Genomic DNA, 18949 nt, shown 5'->3' on the forward strand with positions numbered 1-18949 from the left:
CCAATTATCCTGCCAATTTACCAGCCGGCGAAAAAATTCACCCATTTAAGATACTGTATAGTGTAGGCAGTGCGGCGAAACAATGACCCTTCGCTATTTACGAGGAGTATACGATGACGCAAACCCCTCGTTTTTTAGCTTTAGAAGGTCTGATTTCCGCTGCCTATATCACCAAGAGTACGGAACGATATATTAAAGCCGACAGTGTGCGTTGTTTTATCGTTACGTGGATTGCGCGTCTGGGCATAAACCATCGAATAGGTGAAGCACTCATCGTCATAGGAAAGCCCGGATGACGCACGCACCAAAGTATCGGAGACCAAGTCATAAGTACTTGAACCGAATATGCTCCAATTGGCGTTGATACGCGCTCGGGCGGTTCCAGATACTTCTTGCCTTAACTCACTATAACCATAAGCGGGCTGTGGGGCGATATAGGCATAGCGCGCTGATAGGGTGAGGCGTTTCCAGCTTTGCTGGGCTTCCATTTCGCCGCGCTTGATATCAAGCTCATCCTTGTCGAAACGTCCACGCGCAGCGAATGAAAAGCCGGTTGAATTGGATGTGCCAACCATTGCCACATAATCTGACCGGGCATCCTGCAGTCCCGACTCAATACCGACATTGACAAAATCACTGGTGCTGAACGAGTTTAGCCCGCCAAGCTGGAAGGACTGTCCACCGAGCGCATAAAGTGTCCAATCGCTATTGTCGAAGCTGCCTGAATAACGAAGGCCGAGATTCGCACGGGTACCGCCTTCAACGCGGTCATAACCGGAGAATTTGTCGCGTGAAAACAGATTGGTCGCATCAAATACGAAACTTTGCGCATCTTCATTTGGAAGATCGCCTGCATAAGGTTCGTTATTGCGCACAAAGATTTGCGCAACTGGCTCGAGAATATGGGTCGAACTCGTGGTCGAAAACAGGACGGGCCAGCGAAGCTCTAAACCCGCAGTTGCCATGCCACGAAAAGCCTCTTTGCGCACTGCATCGGCCGCAAAACCTGCCAGAACTGGATTAAAATTGGTGTCTGCACTGATGGCATCGCCGCGCAGCGCTAATAATGGCGTGATCACCAGCCCAGCCGGCGTGATATAGGTCCGCTTCCATTCGGCCTCAGTGGTAAGCCGAACATTGGTACCGTTAAAACCTGGGACACGTGGATAAGGGTTCGTTATTTCTTTCCAGTTTCCACTTGCATCCCGAACGCGGACTTTTTCCGGCGTGTGGTCTGCATTCTTCCGATAAAGCGCCTGAAGATTGGTCGTGAAATTCAGCTCGCCGCCATAGACCGGTTCGGGCGCGGTATAGGAATAATCAAGGCTTGGAAAAACCCATGGTTGCTTGGTGTAGGTCTCGTTGGGGTTGTTAGGCAGGGAAGATTCCTGCACGTTGAACCGATAGAAGTTGAGATCAAAGTAATTGCGGTTGGCAATTCCTCTTAGATAAATCTTAGAGACCTGTGTCTGATTGCTATAGCCTTCGATGTCATAAGTACGGCTGAAATTGCGATCGGTTTGAGCCATCACGTCCCAGCCATAGCGCCAACGCGAATTGATTGCGAAATCACCCTTAGACGCGACCATCCCGCGATTCTTTTCTTCGCGGTCAATGGTCCCTAGGTCAAATTCATCCGGCTTATTCTGATGAATGCCGGCAATTCTGAAATTATAAGTGCCGCTCTCCAGCCGATGGCGCCACTCTGCTTCCGTCAGAAAACCCTGCTTAGTGTAAGCCGTTGTGGAAAGGGTGACGTCATAATTAGGCGCCAGCGCCCAGAAATAAGAATTCTTAATTCCAAAGCCAAGATCGTCTTTATAGCCGAAGCCGGGAAACAGGAAACCACTTTTGCGCTTGACGGTAGGATCAGCCATCTCAAAAGCCGGGAAATAAGCCAGCGGCATCCCAAACAGCTCAAAACGGCCCCGTTCAAAACGAACGGTTTTCGTCGTGCTGTTCCAGATGATTTTACGAGCCTTGATCTGCCAGAGGACAGGTTTGTCTGGATTTTTTTCACACGCTTCGCAGGCTGTATAGATACCATTGTTAAAGGTTGTGATCTCGCCATTGCTGCGTTCGGCGCTCTCTGCGGCAAAGCGGGTATTGTCAGTGGTCTCAACACGAAGGCCATTAATAAAACCATCGCGGAAACTATCTGTTACGTCGAGATGATCAGAATAGATGCGGTTGCCATCGCGTTCGACAATTTCGACATTACCGCTCGCAGTCATGCGGCGTGTTTGCTGATTGTAAGTTACCTGATCGGCAACCAGCCGGTTGCCGTCATATTCAATACGCACGGCACCCTGAGCAGTGACCAGATTTTGATCACGATCATAAACCAGCTCATCCGCCTGCAAAAGCATACGCGCGTTTGGGTCGCTCTGATAGTTAGCGGAAAGCGCATCCTGCGCCAAAGCTGGAGAAGGTAAAACTGCGACAGAAACAAAAGGACCAGCAAATGCGCATACCAAAGCCGTTCCGCGAGCAAGGCGGGCGAGCGAATTAGGTAGCACTATGCGGGCTTTACTCATACCCACTAACCATCCTCCTTATGCAACAAAAAGGAGACACCAAAGAACGTTGCAATGACCACCGGTACCCAGGCAGCCACGAACGGCGGAACGAATCCCGCATTCCCGAATGCCTTAACCAGCACTGAGACGACATAAAGCATGAAGCCAGCAATAACGCCACCCAGAATCATCGTTCCTGATTGTCCGAAGCGGACAAATTTTAATGAAACTGTTGCGGCAATGAGTGTCATTGCCATTAATAAGGCCGGAAGTGCGAGAAGTGATTGGTATTGCATATCAAATGCATTGGCAGAATAACCAAACGAACGCGCAACTTTTATCTTTTCTCGCAGCTGTGTGAAGGGGATAGTATCGGGGGAAGCCAGTTTTTCTTCCACATATTCCGGACGCAGCTGCGTAGCGATATTTAGAGTTTCGATATGCGTTGGCTCTTCCCCGCGCGCGAATCGCGTGACATCGCTAAGTTCCCAATGCCCGGTTTTGAGCTTGGCAATACGTGCGTCATAGCGCTGACGAATATTCTTGCCCTCATCAAACTCAATGAAGGTTACATCCGATAAGGTTGTCCCATTATCGAGGATGCTTTTCGCACCAATAATTGTTTCGCCTTCATCGGTTTTTTGCCGAATCCACGGATCACGTAAAGCGGAAACGCTGGTTACATTCCCATTCTTCCAAAATGAAGAGATTTCCTCAGCCTTAGCAAACCCATAAGCTGCTAATGGATTGAGGATGAAAATCGTTGCCAAGCCGAATAAAAACGCGCCAAAACATGCGGGTAACAGAAACTGCCACGCCGATACCCCGACAGATCGCGCAACAACCAACTCATATCTCCGATTAAGCGAAATGAGCGTGGCCATTGCGGAAAAAAGCGCCACAAAAGGAATCATTTGCTGCATGATGAAAGGGACGCGGATAGCGGAAATACCCAGCGCCGCCCACACGGAATAGCCGGGCAGGTTGGCAAGCTTACTGGCATTCTCTGTAAAATCGAGCAGCAGCGCCAATGCGAAAATGCCGAGCAGAAAATAAAATGTGATCTGCACATAGCGCATAAAAAAATAGCGACTGAGAGTCCATCCGATCATGCGCGACCTCCTGCATCCTTATGCGAACGCTTGAGCAGGCGTCTGTGAAGATTCGATAAACTGAGTTTCAGTCGGTCAAAACTTTCGAGCGCCCGATCGTTCCATTTGTCAGGTAAGCCGATCCTCCGGCCCGTCGCAAGTGTAAAGCCCGTTATCAGGATTACTCCGAGCGGAACCAAATACATTATTACCATGAAAGTCTGGTCCCGATCCGCTCGATCAGATGAAAAATACCCTGCCCAATAAACCAATAGGGCCGTGCTGATAGCGGAGAACGAAGCCGATATACGTGCTTCGCGATGTGAGCGCGAATCTCCTGCCAAGGCCAAGGCTATCATTGCGAAAACAATCGGATAAAGCCATTCCGTCAACCGCCGATGGAGCTCCGCCTTGTAACGCAACGGTCGGGTTTGCAGAATCGGATCATTGGGATCGGGATTGAGCAAATAGGACAGTGGTCGATCCTTGGCATAAATAACCATCGAATCACCAGCCGAGGTGAACTGGCTGAGATCAAACGCGTAGGAATCGAATTTTATGATGGAAACGGTGTTGTCGGAAACATCGCGCCGTTGCACTTCTCCTTCCTGCATGAGGAGCATATCCCCTGCAGGTGTGCTCGCAATAGCTCCTTCAGCCGCGTAATAAATTAGATCAAGCTGTGGATCACGAGAATCAGCAATGAACAACCCACCGATACTGCCATCGGCCTCACGTTCGGCAATTTGAATATAAAGATTATCGGCAAGCTTGTGAAAGCTACCTTCCTGAACGACGACATTGAGCAGATCCGCACTTGCATTGGCTATCATAGCTCTCATGTTCAAGCGCGCATATGGGTCGACATAATTGGCAACCAGAAAGGAAACAACCGAAATCGCGGCAGCAAGCAGAAGGATTGGCTTCATCACAGCGCTGCGTGGCGCTCCGGAAGCATTGATGACCACCAGTTCCGAATCCTGATTCATTGTCGATAGCGTTTGCGTAATCGCTATGATGAGCGCGAACGGCATCACCAGCGGAATGGCTGACGGAATCAGCAACGAGCTGAACTGGACAATGGTTTGAAACGACTGTCCGCTTGTGGTGAGAAAATTGATGCGCTGTAAGACCTGCACCGTCCAGGTAATGCCAACAGCGGCACCCAGTACCGCGAAGAACATTACCGCCACACGGCGGAGGATGTATAACTCAATTAGTTTCATAGGTGGAGTTTACATCCCGATTCGTTGACGGAGCCTACCCTGATAAATGAATGCGTATTAGATAAGGCGTATACTAATTGTTTTTGGCTAAAATTAACCCAATAAACTTGGTTAACAGTTTATGAAATAATTTTCGCTTGTGCCAGTTGTTAAAAGATACGCATCCACTGATGCAACAGTTTTTGTAGCCGATAAGCCGAAGTTGACCAAAACTTGATTTAGATGATGCGCTATCTTTGCGGTTTTGCCATATTCCCCTGAATAATAAATTGCGACACAACCGTGTTTCCTGCCACTCGACCAACTTGGAGTTGATATGTCTAAACGTCCTTCCGTTTCCTTTGCCGAATTTTCAGCACCGCAACGTGGTGTGAGCATCGTTTTGGTCGCCAAGGGAGGAAATTTTTCTGAAGAAGCGGCCCAGGCGGTCGGCGGCGCGCAGAAGATCTCTCGGATTTGCGAAATTTCAGGGTTCACTGGCACATTGGGAAAAACGGCCGAGGCCATCGAAGCCTCAAGCGACGGGATAGAGAAAATCGTACTCGTAGGGGTAGGTGACCCGGCTAAGCTTGGAAATGATGATTGGCTAAAAATTGGCGGCGCGGCTTTTTCACGCATCGGAAAATCTGATCGCGCAACCATTACTCTAGCTCTTCCCGAAACCACGATCGCCGGCGATGAAGCAGCTGATGTAGCCCTAGGTGCGCTTCTGCGTTCTTATGAATTCAACCGCTACAAAACGCGTAAAGATGAAGAGAAGGAAGAACCGAAAGCTTCGGCTAAAATCAATATTTGCGTCGCGGATGTCGCAAGTGCGAAAGCTGCGTTTACGGTAGCGGAAGCCGTAGCTGATGGGGTGCGCAAGGCGCGGGACCTAGTGAATGAACCAGCTAATATTCTTGGGCCGGTAGAATTTGCGAACGAAGCCGAAAAGCTCGAAAAACTGGGCGTGAAGGTCGAAGTTCTCGGCGAAAAAGAGATGAAAAAGCTTGGCATGGGCGCGCTGCTTGGCGTGGCACAAGGCTCAGTTAGGCCGCCACGCTTGGTTGTCATGCAGTGGCAAGGTGCTAAGAGCAAAGAACAGCCAGTTGCATTTGTTGGCAAAGGCGTAGTCTTCGACACAGGCGGCATTTCCATTAAACCTGCTTCCGGTATGGAGGAAATGAAAGGCGATATGGGCGGTGCTGCTGCAGTAACCGGACTTATGCGCGCATTGGCAAGCCGCAAGGCGAAAGTCAACGCGATTGGAGTTATCGGCCTTGTTGAAAATATGCCTGATGGAAATGCGCAGCGTCCGGGCGATATTGTTAAATCCATGTCAGGCCAGACGATTGAAGTTATAAATACCGATGCCGAAGGCCGCCTAGTGCTGGCCGATGCGCTTTATTATACCAATGATCGTTTCAAACCGCGCTTCATCATCAATCTTGCTACTCTGACGGGTGCGATTATGGTTGCCTTAGGCACAGATCATGCTGGGCTGTTTTCCAATGATGATGAACTGGCCGATCAGCTTTATGATGCCGGTATCTCCACTGGTGAGAAAGTCTGGCGCATGCCGTTGGGCAAGACCTATGACAAGATGATTGATTCGAAATTCGCCGACATGAAAAACAGCTCAGGTCGCTATGCCGGCGCGATCACCGCGGCACAATTCCTTAAACGCTTTGTCGGAGAAACGCCTTGGGCGCATCTGGATGTGGCCGGTACCGCAATGGGGTCGCCTACTAATGAATATAATCAAAGCTGGGCTTCGGGCTATGGGGTGCGGCTGTTGGATCGGTTGGTTCGTGATCATTTTGAAAACTGATACCGATTAAAGATCAAGAAGGTGGAGTGAAGAGGTGAATCACTTTCTTCACTCTGCTTTATCCTGTACGGATACCGCATGGCTGAAATCCTCTTTTACCATTTGACGGAATCCACCCTTGACGAAGCTTTGCCCAGGCTCGTGGATCGATCGCTTTCGCGCGGATGGCGGGTTGCCATTCAGACCGTCAGCGAAGAGCGTCGCGATGCGCTGGATGTTCTGCTTTGGACCTTTTCAGATACATCCTTTGTTGCCCATGGCACCGACAAAGAGCCGCATCCGGAGCATCAACCAGTGCTGCTTACCACGAGCCAAATGAACCCCAACGGGGCAACGGTTCGCTTTCTTGTTGAGGGAGCGGAGCTTGATCATGCAGGCGACTATGAACGGCTGGTGATTATGTTTGATGGCCACGATCAAGAGCAGCTCGATAAGGCGCGCGCGCAGTGGAAGACATTTAAAGCCGAGAGCCACGAGCTAACCTATTGGCAACACACCCCGGATCGTCGCTGGGAGAGAAAAGCCTGATGCGTGCAATTTTTGTCGCTATGATTATTGCGGGCTTCAGCCTTGCTCTGGGCTACCCATGGTATATGCGCCATTTTACCGGAAGCGAGATCGGACGATGGGTGATACTTGAAAATCCGGCCAGCGGTTTCATTACAAAAGAGGTCCTGCTGCAAGAAAGCGATGGTCCGGTCAGAATATTTGTCGACGCAACACCGCTGCCAGGATATGTGCCCGTTGAACGCCGCTCTGTAATCAGACTTGCCGTAAGTCGCGATGGTTTCCCCGTTCTTTCTGAGCGGCTCGATTTTGTAGCCAAAAGCAGTTCAATGAATGTGGATCGCCCACAGAATGGAGATGTCTTGCGACAGAGTGCCGGAGATATAGATCCGGTCATTAAGGGAAATTATTCTTTCCGCACAGTCAAAGGCGATATTGATGGTCTGCGACTATCCAAAGCCGAGCTGGTTCTGCGTCGGGGTGCGGAAGAGGCGGACGAAACCATAACAACCATTGGCCTGATAATGGGTGTTATGGGTGTCTATGCGCTGATGCGCACCAGATTGCGTCGTCGACGCCCCGAAGCCAAGCATTGAGTGCTCGCAGTTGATCGAAGATAAGTGCAAATTATAGCAGTACCGTGAGTGACTGCCTGTCGATAATCTGTCCAGCCTTGAACCTTTTCAGCTGATGGATTTATTGATGACTAATCACGCTCAGATTTCATTAAACACACCGCTGTCGAGCTGGATGTCAGCTGTCGACTCCAACCGAGCACTTTCGCAAATGACGATCATGGGAACTCATGATTCTTGTGCGATACACGAAATTGTCGGCATCGGAAAATGTCAGACGCTCCGCTTGACCGAGCAGTTAAAACTTGGAGCACGCTATCTTGATATTCGCTGTTATGTAAAAAACGGCTCATTTGAGATGCATCACAGCATCATTGATGAAAGGCAAAGCTTTGATGATGTGATGCAGGAATGTCTTGGCTTTTTGAGCGATAATCCGAGCGAGACGATTTTTATGCGCATCAAGCAAGAACAATCTTCTGCGTCTGATCCGGAATTTATGAGTATATTCAATGGAAAATACGGACATTATCAAACCTCGATGCTTTTTGTTGATACGCGCATCTCTCCCGGAAGATTGGGAGAAGCCCGAGGTAAGATAACAGTTGTTTCAAACGTCAAGCCGCTGCCGGGCATCCGCTGGGATGATTTGAAAATTCAAGATGACGATGAGCAAGATGATCACGCCAAAAAATGGAACCTGATTGAAACCCTGCTCAATGACGCGGCTTCTTATCATAATAATCATGAGGATCAGTATTATCTGAATAGCTTCAACGCTCATGATCCGATTGACTTAACGTCATCGATCAAGGATATAGCACAATATACTAAAAACAAATTTATGAATTATATTGAGCAAGCTCCGGTTAGTCCTTGCTATTATGGCCTGTTGCCTGTCGATTTTATCGATCTTTATTCAGAAGATGATATGAAGCGTATTCTATACTACAATAACTGATCTTTCATGCGGAGAATGGCCGATTAATCGGCCATTGCTTCTTCATATTCCGTGGACAATTCCAGCCATTGTTCTTCTAAATTCGCAAGGCTTGAGCGCGCTTCGCTCAACTCCTTATTGATGCGGATCGCTTTTTGCGGGTCTTTTTCATAAAGCGCCGGATCTTCCAACTGGCCTTCAAAACCTTGAATCTGTTTCTGCAGCTTCTGGATTAACTGTTCGGATTCTTTGATCTTTTTCTGTAATGGGGCGAGCGCTTCACGCTTTTGAGCCGCAAGCTTTCGCTGTTCTGCCTTATTCAGTTTAGGGCTTTCGTCGCGAACAGCAACCGGCTCGCCCTTGGCATCTGCAAGCACGATCTGCCGATAATCATCCAGATCGCCTTCAAACGGGCCGACGCCGCCCTGGCGCACCAGCCAAAGCCGTTCCATAGTTGCTTCTATCAGATGACGGTCATGCGCGATCAGAATAACAGCGCCGTTAAATTCGTTGAGCGCGTGGATCAACTCTTCACGACTATCAATATCCAGATGGTTGGTCGGCTCGTCCAGAATAAGCAGATTAGGTCCGTGAAATGTTGCAAGCCCCATCAGAAGCCGTGCCTTCTCGCCACCTGAAAGATCTTTGGCAGGTGTGAGCATTTTCTCGGTGGAAAGCCCCATTTGGGCGACGCGAGCGCGCACTTTTGCCTCTGGCTCAGTAGGCATAAGTTTGCGCACATGTTCGATGGCATTTTCTTCTGGCATCAGATCATCAAGCTGATGTTGTGCAAAGAATGCCACCTTCAAATTAGGTGAAAGCGTGAGTGTGCCTTTTTCGGGCTTCAAGCGACCAGCAATAAGCTTTGCCAGTGTCGATTTACCATTACCGTTAGAACCCAACAGAGCAATTCTGTCATCATTATCGATCCGCAAGGTCAGATTACGCAAAACCGGCTCGCCAGCTATATAGCCCACATCTGCGTGATCAAGGGCGATGATAGGGGAGGCCGCTTTCTTTTCCGCATCAGGAAAGCGGAAAGGTTGCACGTGGCTTTCAACATAAAGTTCGATGGGTTTTAGCTTTTCCAGCGCTTTAAGACGCGACTGTGCTTGTCGCGCTTTGGTGGCTTTGGCACGGAAGCGCTCGACAAAGGCTTCCACATGCTTGCGGTGGGCTTCTTGTTTCGTATGAGCTTTTTGCTGAAGCTCAATCATCTCATGGCGTTGACGCTCGAATTGATCATAATTCCCCCGCCAGAATGTTATTTTCCTTTGGTCAAGATGCATGATCGAAGAGGTCGCCGAATTAAGCAGATCCCGATCATGGCTGATGATAATCACCGTATGGGGATATCGCCTGACATAATCCACCAGCCACAAGACGCCTTCCAAATCGAGATAGTTGGTCGGCTCATCCAAAAGGAGAAGGTCTGGCTGCGCAAAAAGCACGGCCGCCAAGGCCACACGCATTCTCCAGCCACCAGAAAAAGCCGATGCCGGTTTGTGCTGTGCTTCAGCGCTAAAGCCAAGTCCAGAGAGGATCGCGCCAGCGCGCGCTTCTGCAGAATGTGCATCAATATCCGCTAACCGCGTATGTATTTCTGCGATACGATGCGGATCGGTTGCCTGTTCTGCTTCGGCCAGAAGTGCAGTGCGTTCTTTGTCGGCTTTCAGAACGATCTCAATCAGAGATTCTTCTGTGCCGGGCGCTTCCTGCGCCACCTGACCGATCCGCGTGTGGCTGGGAAGAAAAATGTTGCCGGTTTCTGGCGCAAGCTCGCCAGTTATCACGCGGAAAAGCGTCGATTTTCCGGTTCCATTTCGTCCAACAAAGCCGGTCTTGGAACCGGCTGGCAGCGTAATGCTGGCGTGGTCGATGAGCAGGCGCCCTGCAATGCGAACGGATATATCATCAAGTATCAGCATGGTCTGGCTTTTGCACGTATTGAGAAGTTAGCGCAAGCCTCAAGCGAAGCGCCGACCGCTTTCTGTACGCTGAAAATAAATAAGATCAAGGGAGGGTGCATCCACTCCCAAACGGGTCAGCCCTGCATGGATTTGTCCACGATGATGGGTCTGATGATTAAATAAATGGGCTAATGCCGGAGCCAGTCGCTGGCTGATCGTCCGCAAATCCGTGACGCTTATATAAGTAAACCGACCAGCAATTCTTTTTGAATCAAGTGATGCTATGAAATTGCAAATTCGTTCGTCCTCCGCCCGACGTAAATCGCGAAGCTCAATAAAGCTATCGGTAATCACCGCATCAAGCCTATCCGGATGCGCTCCGACACCGCTGAGACGCTTCATCCAAATCCGGTCAGTCACCAATAGGTGATTGAAAGTCCGATGGATAGAGCCAAAAAACAAACCCAGATTCAGCCGATAATCTCTATCGCTTAAGTCTGCCGCCACTGCATAAAGCTGCTCATTGGCCCATTGATTGTAATGGGCCATCATCTCAAAATATTGTTTCAAAGCAGAATGTCTCCGCACAATGCCCGCTAATTATGACCCACTATTTATGAAACTAATATGGATGTCCTCAAGCAGCGATTACAATGTCTATGAAACGTAGAACAAGAGGGCTGCCCCTTGGCAATTGCACCTATCAACGGTATAGAGCGACCACTTCATCAATTCCCACTCAACAAGGTGTCATAATGGCCATTGAACGTACTTTCTCCATGATTAAGCCCGATGCAACCCGTCGCAATCTCACGGGTGCGATCACTGCCAAGCTCGAAGAGGCTGGCCTGCGCGTCGTAGCATCAAAGCGCGTCTGGATGAGCCGTCGTGAAGCTGAAGGCTTTTACGCAGTACATAAAGAGCGTCCTTTCTTCGGCGAACTGGTAGAATTCATGTCTTCCGGCCCAACCGTTGTTCAGGTACTCGAAGGCGAAAACGCAATCGCCAAGAACCGTGAAATCATGGGCGCAACCAACCCGGCCGATGCTGCTGAAGGCACCATCCGCAAGGAATTTGCCTTGTCCATCGGCGAAAACTCGGTTCATGGCTCTGACGCTCCCGAAACCGCGGCAGAAGAAATTGCTTACTGGTTCTCCGGCACCGAAATCGTCGGCTAATTTGCCAAAGCATTCGCTAATAGAAAAAGCCGGCATCGCCGGCTTTTTTATGACTGCACTTAAATTCATTTCAGTTTATTTTATAGGCTCTGCGAAAAACTCGCCAAGTCATTGCCTTGTTCATCAATAAGAAAAAGCTTGCCGGTTTCGACTCTGTAGGAACGGGTTTTGTTCAAAGCGTCGATGAATTTGCGCTCTTGCTGCATAAGGGCAGGCGGGCACTGCATATAAGTCGAGCCGATTTCAGAAAAGGAAAGATTAGTTCCATCAATCGCTATTCGACCAAAAAACCGGTTACAGCCTGCAGAGCCACTCGCCGCACCATCATCGCTTACAGTCAGAGTAGCATGCGCATTTGGGCTTATCTCGGACCCGAGAATGGCTTCAGCAAGCCAGTCTTTACCTTCAATGCCAGCCGACCCTACCTCATCCATATTTTTGCGAACCATCACCAGATCGATATTGGCCGATGTCGGTGAGTTCTGCATATCAACTTCAATGGGCTTTTCATTCACAAACCAAAGTGTATCTCCAGCAGCAATTCGCGCCTGTAATGCGTAACTATGCCCCAGCTTAAACTGGCTGGAATCAAAATGAATAGCAAAGGGAATAGGTGATCCTTGCGCTTCATCAATACGCGTTTCTGCCACAGTTTTAATCGGCACATTCGGATCGGTAATATCGCTTAACTGTACTGTCAGGGAAGCTTCGGGCGGCAGTGCGATGCGTTCGCGATATCGAACCTCACCACTAACCGTCTTTTCAGCAGCGACGCTGGCAGTTGGCATAGAGGTCGTGACAAAAAAAGCCGCACCGCCAAGCATGCTAATGCCGACTATGAGAGCTACCGTGATCGACAGCGATGTGCTTAGTCCCTTGAGCATTAAAGTTTTCGAAAACTCCCGTTCCTGATTCTTCACTGAGCTAAACCCAAGCTTCATGTGAAAATTATGGCGGCTCATTAGCTGAGCGCGTATTTCTCTCTTATTCTAGGGGGTTAAATGGTTAATTCACAATTAAAGCAGAAAACTATAATAATAAACTGTGCTTCACTTTAGCTTATCTGCCAACGTTGTCGCCTTTGTTGGTCCTCTGTGCTCGCCGCTATCCAATCACCCTGCCGACCATCTGCAAAATGCTCCCGTTTCCAGAAGGGCGCATCGGTTTTCAGATAGTCCATTAAAAAGGATGCCGCTTCAAAAGCATCTTTTCGATGGGCAGATGCAGTCAACACAAGAACGATATTTTCGCCGGGCTTGATCAAGCCATATCGATGGATGATCGAAAGGCCCGACAAAGCCCAACGCTCAGCAGCAGTTCGCGCAATACGCTTCATCTCAGCTTCAGCCATTCCCGGATAATGTTCGAGCTCCAAAGCGGACAGCCTACCATTTTCATCTCGGCATAGACCCGTGAAACTCACGACCGCTCCAATATTTTTATTGTGTTCACTGAGCCGGCGAATCTCCGCAGCCGTGTCAAAATCTGCGCTGCATACGCTAATCAGCATTGGGCAATTCTCTAAGAGGCTCATTTCATCCTCCGGTCATCGGTGGAAAGAGCGCAATTTCGTCGCCATCTTTAATCATTTGGTCGTGGTCGGCATGTTCTTGATTAATGGCGGCCCTGATTACGGTTTCGTGCTCAAGCGCGTCTTGATACGGGGCCCCACGGCTTTTTAACGATGAGATTAAGTCCGCAATGGTTATTTGGGGTGATGGGAGCTGAAACTCCTCGTAGTCCAGACCAATTTTCTCGCGCACCCAGGCAAAATAGAAAATTTTTACGCTCACGAAACTAATCCATCACGTGTTTGAGGCCAGCCCGGAAATAGTCCCAGCCGGTATAGAGTGTCAGAATTGCAGAAATCCAAAGCAGGATAATGCCGTATTCAGTCGTATAGGGCAGGATTTTATCTCCCGCAGGCCCAGCGAGCAGGAAGGCTAGCGCGACCATCTGGGCAGTGGTTTTCCACTTAGCTAGCCGTGAGACAGGAACACTTACTTTGAGTTCTGCGAGATATTCCCGCAATCCCGAAACAAGAATTTCGCGGCAGAGGATGATAATAGCAGCCCACAAAGTCCATCCCGCAATAGTACCATCGCCCGCTAATAATAAAAGACAGGCGGAAACCAGCAATTTATCAGCGATTGGATCGAGCATGCGGCCAATAGTTGAGGTTTGTTTCCAAATTCGTGCGAGATAACCATCAAAAAAATCGGTAATACTTGCCACGATGAATATACCCAGAGCGGTCCAACGGGCAAAATCGCTTGATTGCAGACGTCCCTCCACAAAAAAACATAAAACGACAAGTGGTACGGCTAAAATCCGTCCATAGGTCAGAATGTTAGGTAAGGAAAGTGTGTGGTTATTCCGCATTGTACCGCCGCATCTTTGTCAGGACGTCAGGCACCGACTGAAGCCGGGCGACGTACTCAACTCATTGACCTACACAAAGTTTTTTCAAATCTTCTAATCTGAGAAATTGTGCATTAGCCTCATCATCATTAGCGCCGCCGGAAAATCAACACCCATACGCTAATATCTTATGACTAAACCTGTTGTTTTTGAAAAGCTTAACATTGCCCCCTATAATTAAGCCTTATCTTTCCTGAAAGTGCTCGTAAATCACTCGGGCCATCGCTTCTGATATGCCTTCAATCTGCATCAAGTCTTCAAGAGCAGCTCTCGATACTGCCTTGGCTGTCCCAAAATGATGCAACAGTGCCCGTTTGCGCTTTGGTCCAATTCCGGCAATTTCATCGAGCGGATTGCTAATCATTTCTTTTTTCCGGCGCGCTCGATGCGTTCCAATCGCAAATCTATGCGCTTCGTCGCGCAGACGCTGAACGAAGTAAAGAACGGGATCACGGGGCGGAAGAGTAAAAGACGGCTTGCCCTCAACGAAAAATCGTTCTCTGCCTGCTTCACGATCAACACCTTTTGCAATGCCGATCGCAGTCACCAAATGCGTGATGCCCAATTCGGCAAGAACCTGCCGCACGACGTTTATCTGCCCCTGGCCGCCGTCAATCAATATGACGTCTGGCCATGCTGGAAAATCTTCCTCCGCTTCATCAGAACTAGCGGCAGGAATGTTCAATTCCGGACTATTTTCTTTGATCAAACGTGCAAAACGTCTGCCGATTACTTCGCGCATCATGCCAAAATCATCGCCTGGCGTAATGTCGGTAGAGCGGATATTAAATTTTCGATACTGATTTTTGACAAAGCCTTCAGGCCCCGCCACGATCATGCCGCCAACAGCATTTGTTCCCATAATATGAGAATTATCATAGACTTCGATGCGTCGAACGGGACGGGCGAGACCAAATGTTTCGGCAAATGCTTTTAACAAACGCGCTTGTGAAGACGTTTCTGCTAGACGTCGGCCGAGCGCCTCGCGCGCATTCGTCAATGCATGTTGAACCAGATCTCTTTTTTCTCCCCGTTGCGGCACGTTTAGCTGAACGCGGCGTGCAGCGCGGGTCGACAAGGCTTCTTCGATGAGCGCTTGGTCGTCCACTTTTGTTGAAAGAAGGATCAAGCGCGGAGACGGCTTATCGTCGTAAAACTGAGAAAGAAAAGCCCCCAACACTTCCGCTGCACTGAGCGAACTATCGGCCTTTGGAAAATAAGCGCGATTACCCCAATTTTGTCCGGTGCGAAAAAAGAACACCTGAATACAGGTCATTCCGCCTTCTTGATGAATAGCAAAAACGTCTGCTTCTTCAACGGTCTGTGGGTTTATACCTTGGTGTGATTGGACGTGAGATAGGGCGCTCAAACGATCTCGATAAATTGCTGCGCGTTCGAAATCGAGGTCGTCAGAAGCAGATTGCATCATTTGGGTGAGATGATTTTTGACCCTTTGGCTCTTTCCGGTAAGAAACGCCTGCGCTTCATTCACCAGTTCGGCATAATCCTCATCACTAATTTCATGCGTGCACGGCCCAGAACATCGCTTGATCTGATAAAGCAGACACGGCCTGGTGCGGGATTCAAAAACGGAATCAGTGCAGGTCCGCAGCAAAAAAGCCCGTTGCAACGCATTAATTGTGCGCGTTACCGCCCCGCCTGATGCAAAAGGTCCAAAATATTCGCCTGCACGGCTGCGAGCACCCCGATGTTTGAAAATGCCCGGTGCGCGATGATTGCCGCTCAAAAGAATATAAGGAAAGGATTTATCATCACGCAGCAAAACGTTGAAGCGCGGGCGCAATCTCTTGATGAGGTTGGCTTCCAATAAAAGCGCTTCTGTTTCCGTATGCGTTACGACAAATTCCATCGTAACCGTATCATGAATCATCCGCGTGATGCGATTAGAATGACCCACGCCGCGAGCATAATTGGAAACGCGTTTTTTGAGGTTCCGTGCTTTACCCACATAAAGCACGTCGCCCGCCTCGTTAATCATTCGATAGACGCCAGGACTATTGGGCAGATGCTTCACAAATGCATTGATAATGTCAGGCCCACTTAGCCCTTTTGTGTCCGGTTGGCCGTCAGAACTATCCCATTGAATACTATCAACCGCCGAGACCGCAGGGGGCTCTTCGGCTTTTTTTTCATCAATCTGTGGTTCCGCATCCACCGCAATGATCCTGCCTCCGTCCATCTCGCCCACTATCGGTAGATGTGACGCGGCGTCATTACGAGACTTCCGGGATCCGGTCATTCATTAATTCCTGCAATATCCGGTGTTTCCCAGGCGAGATGCTGCCCGCCATCAAGAGCAATCATTTGGCCTGTTATCGCTGTATTCTTCCAAAAATAGCGAATAGTACGGCCAAATTCAGACAGATCAGGCGCTTGTTGCAAAGGCAGCTTGCTAACTTGTGATTGGAAATCGCTTTCGCTTTGCCGGGCACTGGGTAATGTTGGCCCAGGTGCGATTGCATTGACCCGAATACGCGGAGCAAGCGCTTGAGCAAGCGTGCGAGTAGCGTTCCAAAGCGCTGTTTTTGATAATGTATAGGAGAAAAAATGAGGGTTTAGTTTCCAAACCCGCTGGTCGATCATGTTTATGACAAGGCCGGTGTAATCTTTTGAAAGGGCTTTGGCCATTTCTTCGGCAAGAATAATAGGCGCTTTCACATGGACCGCGAAATGTTGGTCCCACAGTCCCATATCCAAATGACCGATTCTGTCATCTTTAAACAAAGACGCATTATTTACCAGCAGCCGAATCGGGCCCAGCTCTGTCGCCGCTTCGCTTATTAATTTGCGAACTTCCTGCTCAACCGTCAGATCTGCCTGCAAAACGCAGGCTTTTCCGCCCTGCGTGCGAATTTCCGCAGCCAAAGCCGCGCCTTCGGCAATCGAATGGTTGCAGTGAATGGCGATGGGAAAACCCCACTTAGCAAGGTCGAGTACGATTGCTTTTCCGATTCGTTTTGCTCCACCGGTCACTAAAACAGGGCAGTCTTTCGCATGGGGGACTGAAGGATTTTGTAACAGGGTAAACACTTCCTTATTGTGATTCATACTCTCGTTCATGCCATTTTGCCCCGCAAAATGCAGCTACTAAACTTACAAAAATTTTAGTTTGATGACAAAACGTTAATTAAATCAAGTAGATCGCAACGTTGCCTAGTCGTCAGCACTGCCGCGATCATTATTGATTCATCCCCCTAGGGCCTCGATCAAAGCGTTGCGAGAATGCAACATCTCATTTCTGCCATCTTCTGGACAGTTTTTGCACACAAAACCGGTCAGGTCATGCCGCATTTAGCTCCGATATATCTTTCCGGTCAGCGCGGAACGGGCGTCCCTTCCAAACGTCCGCCCGATAAGGGACCGCGCGAAAGTAATTAATAAGGAGAATGCTATGCGCACTCTTAAATCATTGGTAATCGCTTCGGCTGCGCTGCTGCCGTTCTCTGCAACCGCATTTGCGGCAGATGTTATCATGGAACAGCCTCCCGTTCCTGCACCAGTCGAAATCGCTCCTCAGTATAGCTGGGCTGGCGGTTACACCGGTCTTTATCTCGGCTATGGCTGGAATAAACTTAAGAACAACGCTGTCGGTACCATTAAGCCTGATGATGTGAAGCTTGGCGCTTATGCGGGCTGGAACTTCCAAGAAGACCTGTTCGTATACGGTGTTGAAGGTGACGCAGGCTACAACTGGGCCAAAAAATCTAAGAACGGCCTGGAAGTTAAGCAGGGCTTTGAAGGCTCGCTCCGCGCCCGTCTTGGTTACGACATGAACCCGGTTCTGCCTTACATCACTGCTGGTATTGCTGGTGCGCAGGTCAAGCTTGACAACGGCATCGATGATGAAAGCAAGTTCCGCGTAGGTTGGACTGCTGGTGCGGGTCTGGAAGCCAAGCTTACTGAAAACATTCTGGGTCGTGTTGAATACCGCTACACCCAGTTCGGTAACAAGACCTATCATTTCGGCGGCGAATCAATTCGCAACAAGCTCGACAGCCACGACATTCGCGTCGGTGTTGGCTACAAGTTCTGATATTTATATCGAACCAAAAAACCGGGCAGTTTTTGCCCGGTTTTTTGTTTTAGCGCTAAAGAAAAGCAGCGCCTCTCGTCGTACTTAATTACCATTCACGGCTATCATTCATGGGGCAGCAGTTTAGCCAGCTCCGGATGAACTTCCTCAAAGCGCTTAAGCCAGCGTTTCAGTTTTGGCCGTCCGCGCTCCCATTTTCCTTCAAAACGCAGGTTTAAATAGCCAAGAGCTGCCGCTACAGCCAAATGTCCAGCATGGAGTTTTCCAGCAAGGCGCGGCGGCGCTTCGTTAAGCGCATCAAGTGCGCGCTCGGCCTTGCTCCACTGCCTATCCAGCCATGGCTGATGAACTTTTTCTTCAGGGCGCACGCGGCGCTCATACATATGCACCAGCAATACATCACAAAGACCGTCGGCGAGCGCTTCATAGCGCTCAGCATCCGTGCGCCTTTCGGCATTCCGGGGAAAAAGCTTGTGGCCCGAGACACGGTTAAGATATTGCGTAATGGCCCGGCTATCGAAAACAGACTTTCCCTCATCAGTGATGAAGGTAGGTATTTTCCCTAGCGGATTAGCATTAATTAACTCCTCGGATCAGCCGCTGTGGTCACCACCACACTATCCGCCTCAATGCCCACATAATGAGCAGCCATGCGCACCTTGGCGCTATAAGGCGAGGGGGGAGAATAAAGAATCTGTGCCATGGCAATTCCTATACT

At 49.4% G+C, this 18949-nt stretch carries 17 protein-coding genes and 1 pseudogene; 6 read left to right on the forward strand and 12 right to left on the reverse strand.

Features of this window, described 5'->3' with window-relative positions; all coding sequences use genetic code 11:
• Positions 1 to 140 precede the first annotated feature (140 nt).
• The 3 genes from C7374_RS08370 to lptF are packed head-to-tail and all read right to left on the reverse strand — an operon-like array spanning position 141 to position 4836.
• Complete coding sequence (locus tag C7374_RS08370; protein ID WP_210205102.1) at positions 141 to 2543, reverse strand: LPS-assembly protein LptD; 2403 nt, start codon at positions 2541 to 2543, stop codon at positions 141 to 143.
• Positions 2543 to 3631 (reverse strand): LPS export ABC transporter permease LptG, encoded by a 1089-nt coding sequence (gene lptG / locus C7374_RS08375; RefSeq protein WP_111575172.1) that lies wholly within the window; start codon positions 3629 to 3631, stop codon positions 2543 to 2545. Before lptG ends, C7374_RS08370 begins: the two co-directional genes overlap by 1 nt.
• Complete coding sequence (gene lptF, locus C7374_RS08380; RefSeq protein ID WP_111575173.1) at positions 3628 to 4836, reverse strand: LPS export ABC transporter permease LptF; 1209 nt, start codon at positions 4834 to 4836, stop codon at positions 3628 to 3630. The genes lptG and lptF overlap by 4 nt, the downstream gene beginning before the upstream one ends.
• Positions 4837 to 5152: 316 nt before the next feature.
• On the opposite strand from lptF, the gene C7374_RS08385 reads away from it, so the two are divergent.
• From C7374_RS08385 to C7374_RS08400, 4 genes are all read left to right on the forward strand, one after another.
• Positions 5153 to 6646 carry a leucyl aminopeptidase gene (locus C7374_RS08385; RefSeq protein WP_111575174.1) on the forward strand — a complete coding sequence of 498 codons (1494 nt, stop codon included), beginning with the start codon at positions 5153 to 5155 and terminating at the stop codon, positions 6644 to 6646.
• Positions 6647 to 6724: 78 nt separating this feature from the next.
• Positions 6725 to 7174 (forward strand): DNA polymerase III subunit chi, encoded by a 450-nt coding sequence (locus tag C7374_RS08390; protein ID WP_111575175.1) that lies wholly within the window; start codon positions 6725 to 6727, stop codon positions 7172 to 7174.
• A complete protein-coding gene (gene bspB / locus C7374_RS08395) occupies positions 7174 to 7749 on the forward strand; it encodes a type IV secretion system effector BspB (protein ID WP_111575176.1) in 576 nt (191 codons plus the stop codon). The genes C7374_RS08390 and bspB overlap by 1 nt, the downstream gene beginning before the upstream one ends.
• 94 nt (positions 7750 to 7843) lie before the next feature.
• Entirely contained in the window at positions 7844 to 8689 is an 846-nt protein-coding gene (locus C7374_RS08400) for a phosphatidylinositol-specific phospholipase C domain-containing protein (RefSeq protein ID WP_111575177.1), read from the forward strand.
• Positions 8690 to 8712: 23 nt separating this feature from the next.
• Here C7374_RS08400 and C7374_RS08405 read toward each other — a convergent pair whose 3' ends face one another.
• Both C7374_RS08405 and C7374_RS08410 read right to left on the reverse strand, forming a co-directional pair.
• On the reverse strand, positions 8713 to 10596 hold the full coding sequence (locus C7374_RS08405) for an ABC-F family ATP-binding cassette domain-containing protein (RefSeq protein ID WP_111575178.1): 1884 nt from the start codon (positions 10594 to 10596) through the stop codon (positions 8713 to 8715).
• Positions 10597 to 10635: 39 nt separating this feature from the next.
• Positions 10636 to 11148 carry a DinB family protein gene (locus C7374_RS08410; RefSeq protein ID WP_111575179.1) on the reverse strand — a complete coding sequence of 171 codons (513 nt, stop codon included), beginning with the start codon at positions 11146 to 11148 and terminating at the stop codon, positions 10636 to 10638.
• 185 nt (positions 11149 to 11333) lie between these two features.
• On the opposite strand from C7374_RS08410, the gene ndk reads away from it, so the two are divergent.
• Complete coding sequence (ndk, locus tag C7374_RS08415) at positions 11334 to 11756, forward strand: nucleoside-diphosphate kinase (RefSeq protein WP_111575180.1); 423 nt, start codon at positions 11334 to 11336, stop codon at positions 11754 to 11756.
• Positions 11757 to 11836: 80 nt separating this feature from the next.
• Here the strand turns inward: ndk and C7374_RS08420 are convergent, their stop codons facing one another.
• From C7374_RS08420 to C7374_RS08445, 6 genes are all read right to left on the reverse strand, one after another.
• The gene (locus C7374_RS08420; RefSeq protein ID WP_111575181.1) at positions 11837 to 12640 is read right to left on the reverse strand and encodes an META domain-containing protein; all 804 of its coding nucleotides are present in this window, start codon (positions 12638 to 12640) and stop codon (positions 11837 to 11839) included.
• Between the two features lie 170 nt (positions 12641 to 12810).
• Positions 12811 to 13290: a molybdenum cofactor biosynthesis protein MoaE gene (locus C7374_RS08425; RefSeq protein WP_111575182.1), complete on the reverse strand. Its 480-nt coding sequence runs from the start codon at positions 13288 to 13290 to the stop codon at positions 12811 to 12813.
• A 1-nt stretch (position 13291) separates the two neighbouring features.
• Positions 13292 to 13549: a molybdopterin converting factor subunit 1 gene (gene moaD, locus C7374_RS08430; protein WP_111575183.1), complete on the reverse strand. Its 258-nt coding sequence runs from the start codon at positions 13547 to 13549 to the stop codon at positions 13292 to 13294.
• 4 nt (positions 13550 to 13553) lie between these two features.
• Positions 13554 to 14138: a CDP-diacylglycerol--glycerol-3-phosphate 3-phosphatidyltransferase gene (gene pgsA, locus C7374_RS08435; RefSeq protein ID WP_111575184.1), complete on the reverse strand. Its 585-nt coding sequence runs from the start codon at positions 14136 to 14138 to the stop codon at positions 13554 to 13556.
• Positions 14139 to 14361: 223 nt separating this feature from the next.
• Positions 14362 to 16437 (reverse strand): excinuclease ABC subunit UvrC, encoded by a 2076-nt coding sequence (gene uvrC / locus C7374_RS08440; protein ID WP_111575185.1) that lies wholly within the window; start codon positions 16435 to 16437, stop codon positions 14362 to 14364.
• Entirely contained in the window at positions 16434 to 17246 is an 813-nt protein-coding gene (locus C7374_RS08445; RefSeq protein ID WP_111575186.1) for an SDR family oxidoreductase, read from the reverse strand. Before C7374_RS08445 ends, uvrC begins: the two co-directional genes overlap by 4 nt.
• 343 nt (positions 17247 to 17589) lie before the next feature.
• Between C7374_RS08445 and omp25 the strand changes: the two genes are divergently transcribed.
• A complete protein-coding gene (gene omp25 / locus C7374_RS08450) occupies positions 17590 to 18231 on the forward strand; it encodes an outer membrane protein Omp25 (RefSeq protein WP_111575187.1) in 642 nt (213 codons plus the stop codon).
• A gap of 104 nt (positions 18232 to 18335) precedes the next feature.
• On the opposite strand, the pseudogene C7374_RS08455 reads toward omp25, so the two are convergent.
• A pseudogene (locus tag C7374_RS08455) lies at positions 18336 to 18934 on the reverse strand (glutathione S-transferase family protein).
• Between the last annotated feature and the right edge of the window lie 15 nt (positions 18935 to 18949).

Source organism: Falsochrobactrum ovis (genome assembly GCF_003259955.1).
GTDB classification, from domain to species: domain Bacteria; phylum Pseudomonadota; class Alphaproteobacteria; order Rhizobiales; family Rhizobiaceae; genus Brucella; species Brucella ovis_A.

Bases quoted from the DNA above. Each gene is read 5' to 3' on its own strand.
- C7374_RS08390 (WP_111575175.1), top strand. From the start codon at position 6,725: ATGGCTGAAATCCTCTTTTACCATTTGACGGAATCCACCCTTGACGAA.
- C7374_RS08425 (WP_111575182.1), bottom strand. From the start codon at position 13,290: ATGAGCCTCTTAGAGAATTGCCCAATGCTGATTAGCGTATGCAGCGCA.
- C7374_RS08445 (WP_111575186.1), bottom strand. From the start codon at position 17,246: ATGAATCACAATAAGGAAGTGTTTACCCTGTTACAAAATCCTTCAGTC.
- bspB (WP_111575176.1), top strand. From the start codon at position 7,174: ATGCGTGCAATTTTTGTCGCTATGATTATTGCGGGCTTCAGCCTTGCT.
- pgsA (WP_111575184.1), bottom strand. From the start codon at position 14,138: ATGCGGAATAACCACACACTTTCCTTACCTAACATTCTGACCTATGGA.
- C7374_RS08420 (WP_111575181.1), bottom strand. From the start codon at position 12,640: ATGCTCAAGGGACTAAGCACATCGCTGTCGATCACGGTAGCTCTCATA.
- C7374_RS08405 (WP_111575178.1), bottom strand. From the start codon at position 10,596: ATGCTGATACTTGATGATATATCCGTTCGCATTGCAGGGCGCCTGCTC.
- omp25 (WP_111575187.1), top strand. From the start codon at position 17,590: ATGCGCACTCTTAAATCATTGGTAATCGCTTCGGCTGCGCTGCTGCCG.
- C7374_RS08385 (WP_111575174.1), top strand. From the start codon at position 5,153: ATGTCTAAACGTCCTTCCGTTTCCTTTGCCGAATTTTCAGCACCGCAA.
- ndk (WP_111575180.1), top strand. From the start codon at position 11,334: ATGGCCATTGAACGTACTTTCTCCATGATTAAGCCCGATGCAACCCGT.
- lptF (WP_111575173.1), bottom strand. From the start codon at position 4,836: ATGAAACTAATTGAGTTATACATCCTCCGCCGTGTGGCGGTAATGTTC.
- lptG (WP_111575172.1), bottom strand. From the start codon at position 3,631: ATGATCGGATGGACTCTCAGTCGCTATTTTTTTATGCGCTATGTGCAG.
- C7374_RS08400 (WP_111575177.1), top strand. From the start codon at position 7,844: ATGGATTTATTGATGACTAATCACGCTCAGATTTCATTAAACACACCG.
- uvrC (WP_111575185.1), bottom strand. From the start codon at position 16,437: ATGACCGGATCCCGGAAGTCTCGTAATGACGCCGCGTCACATCTACCG.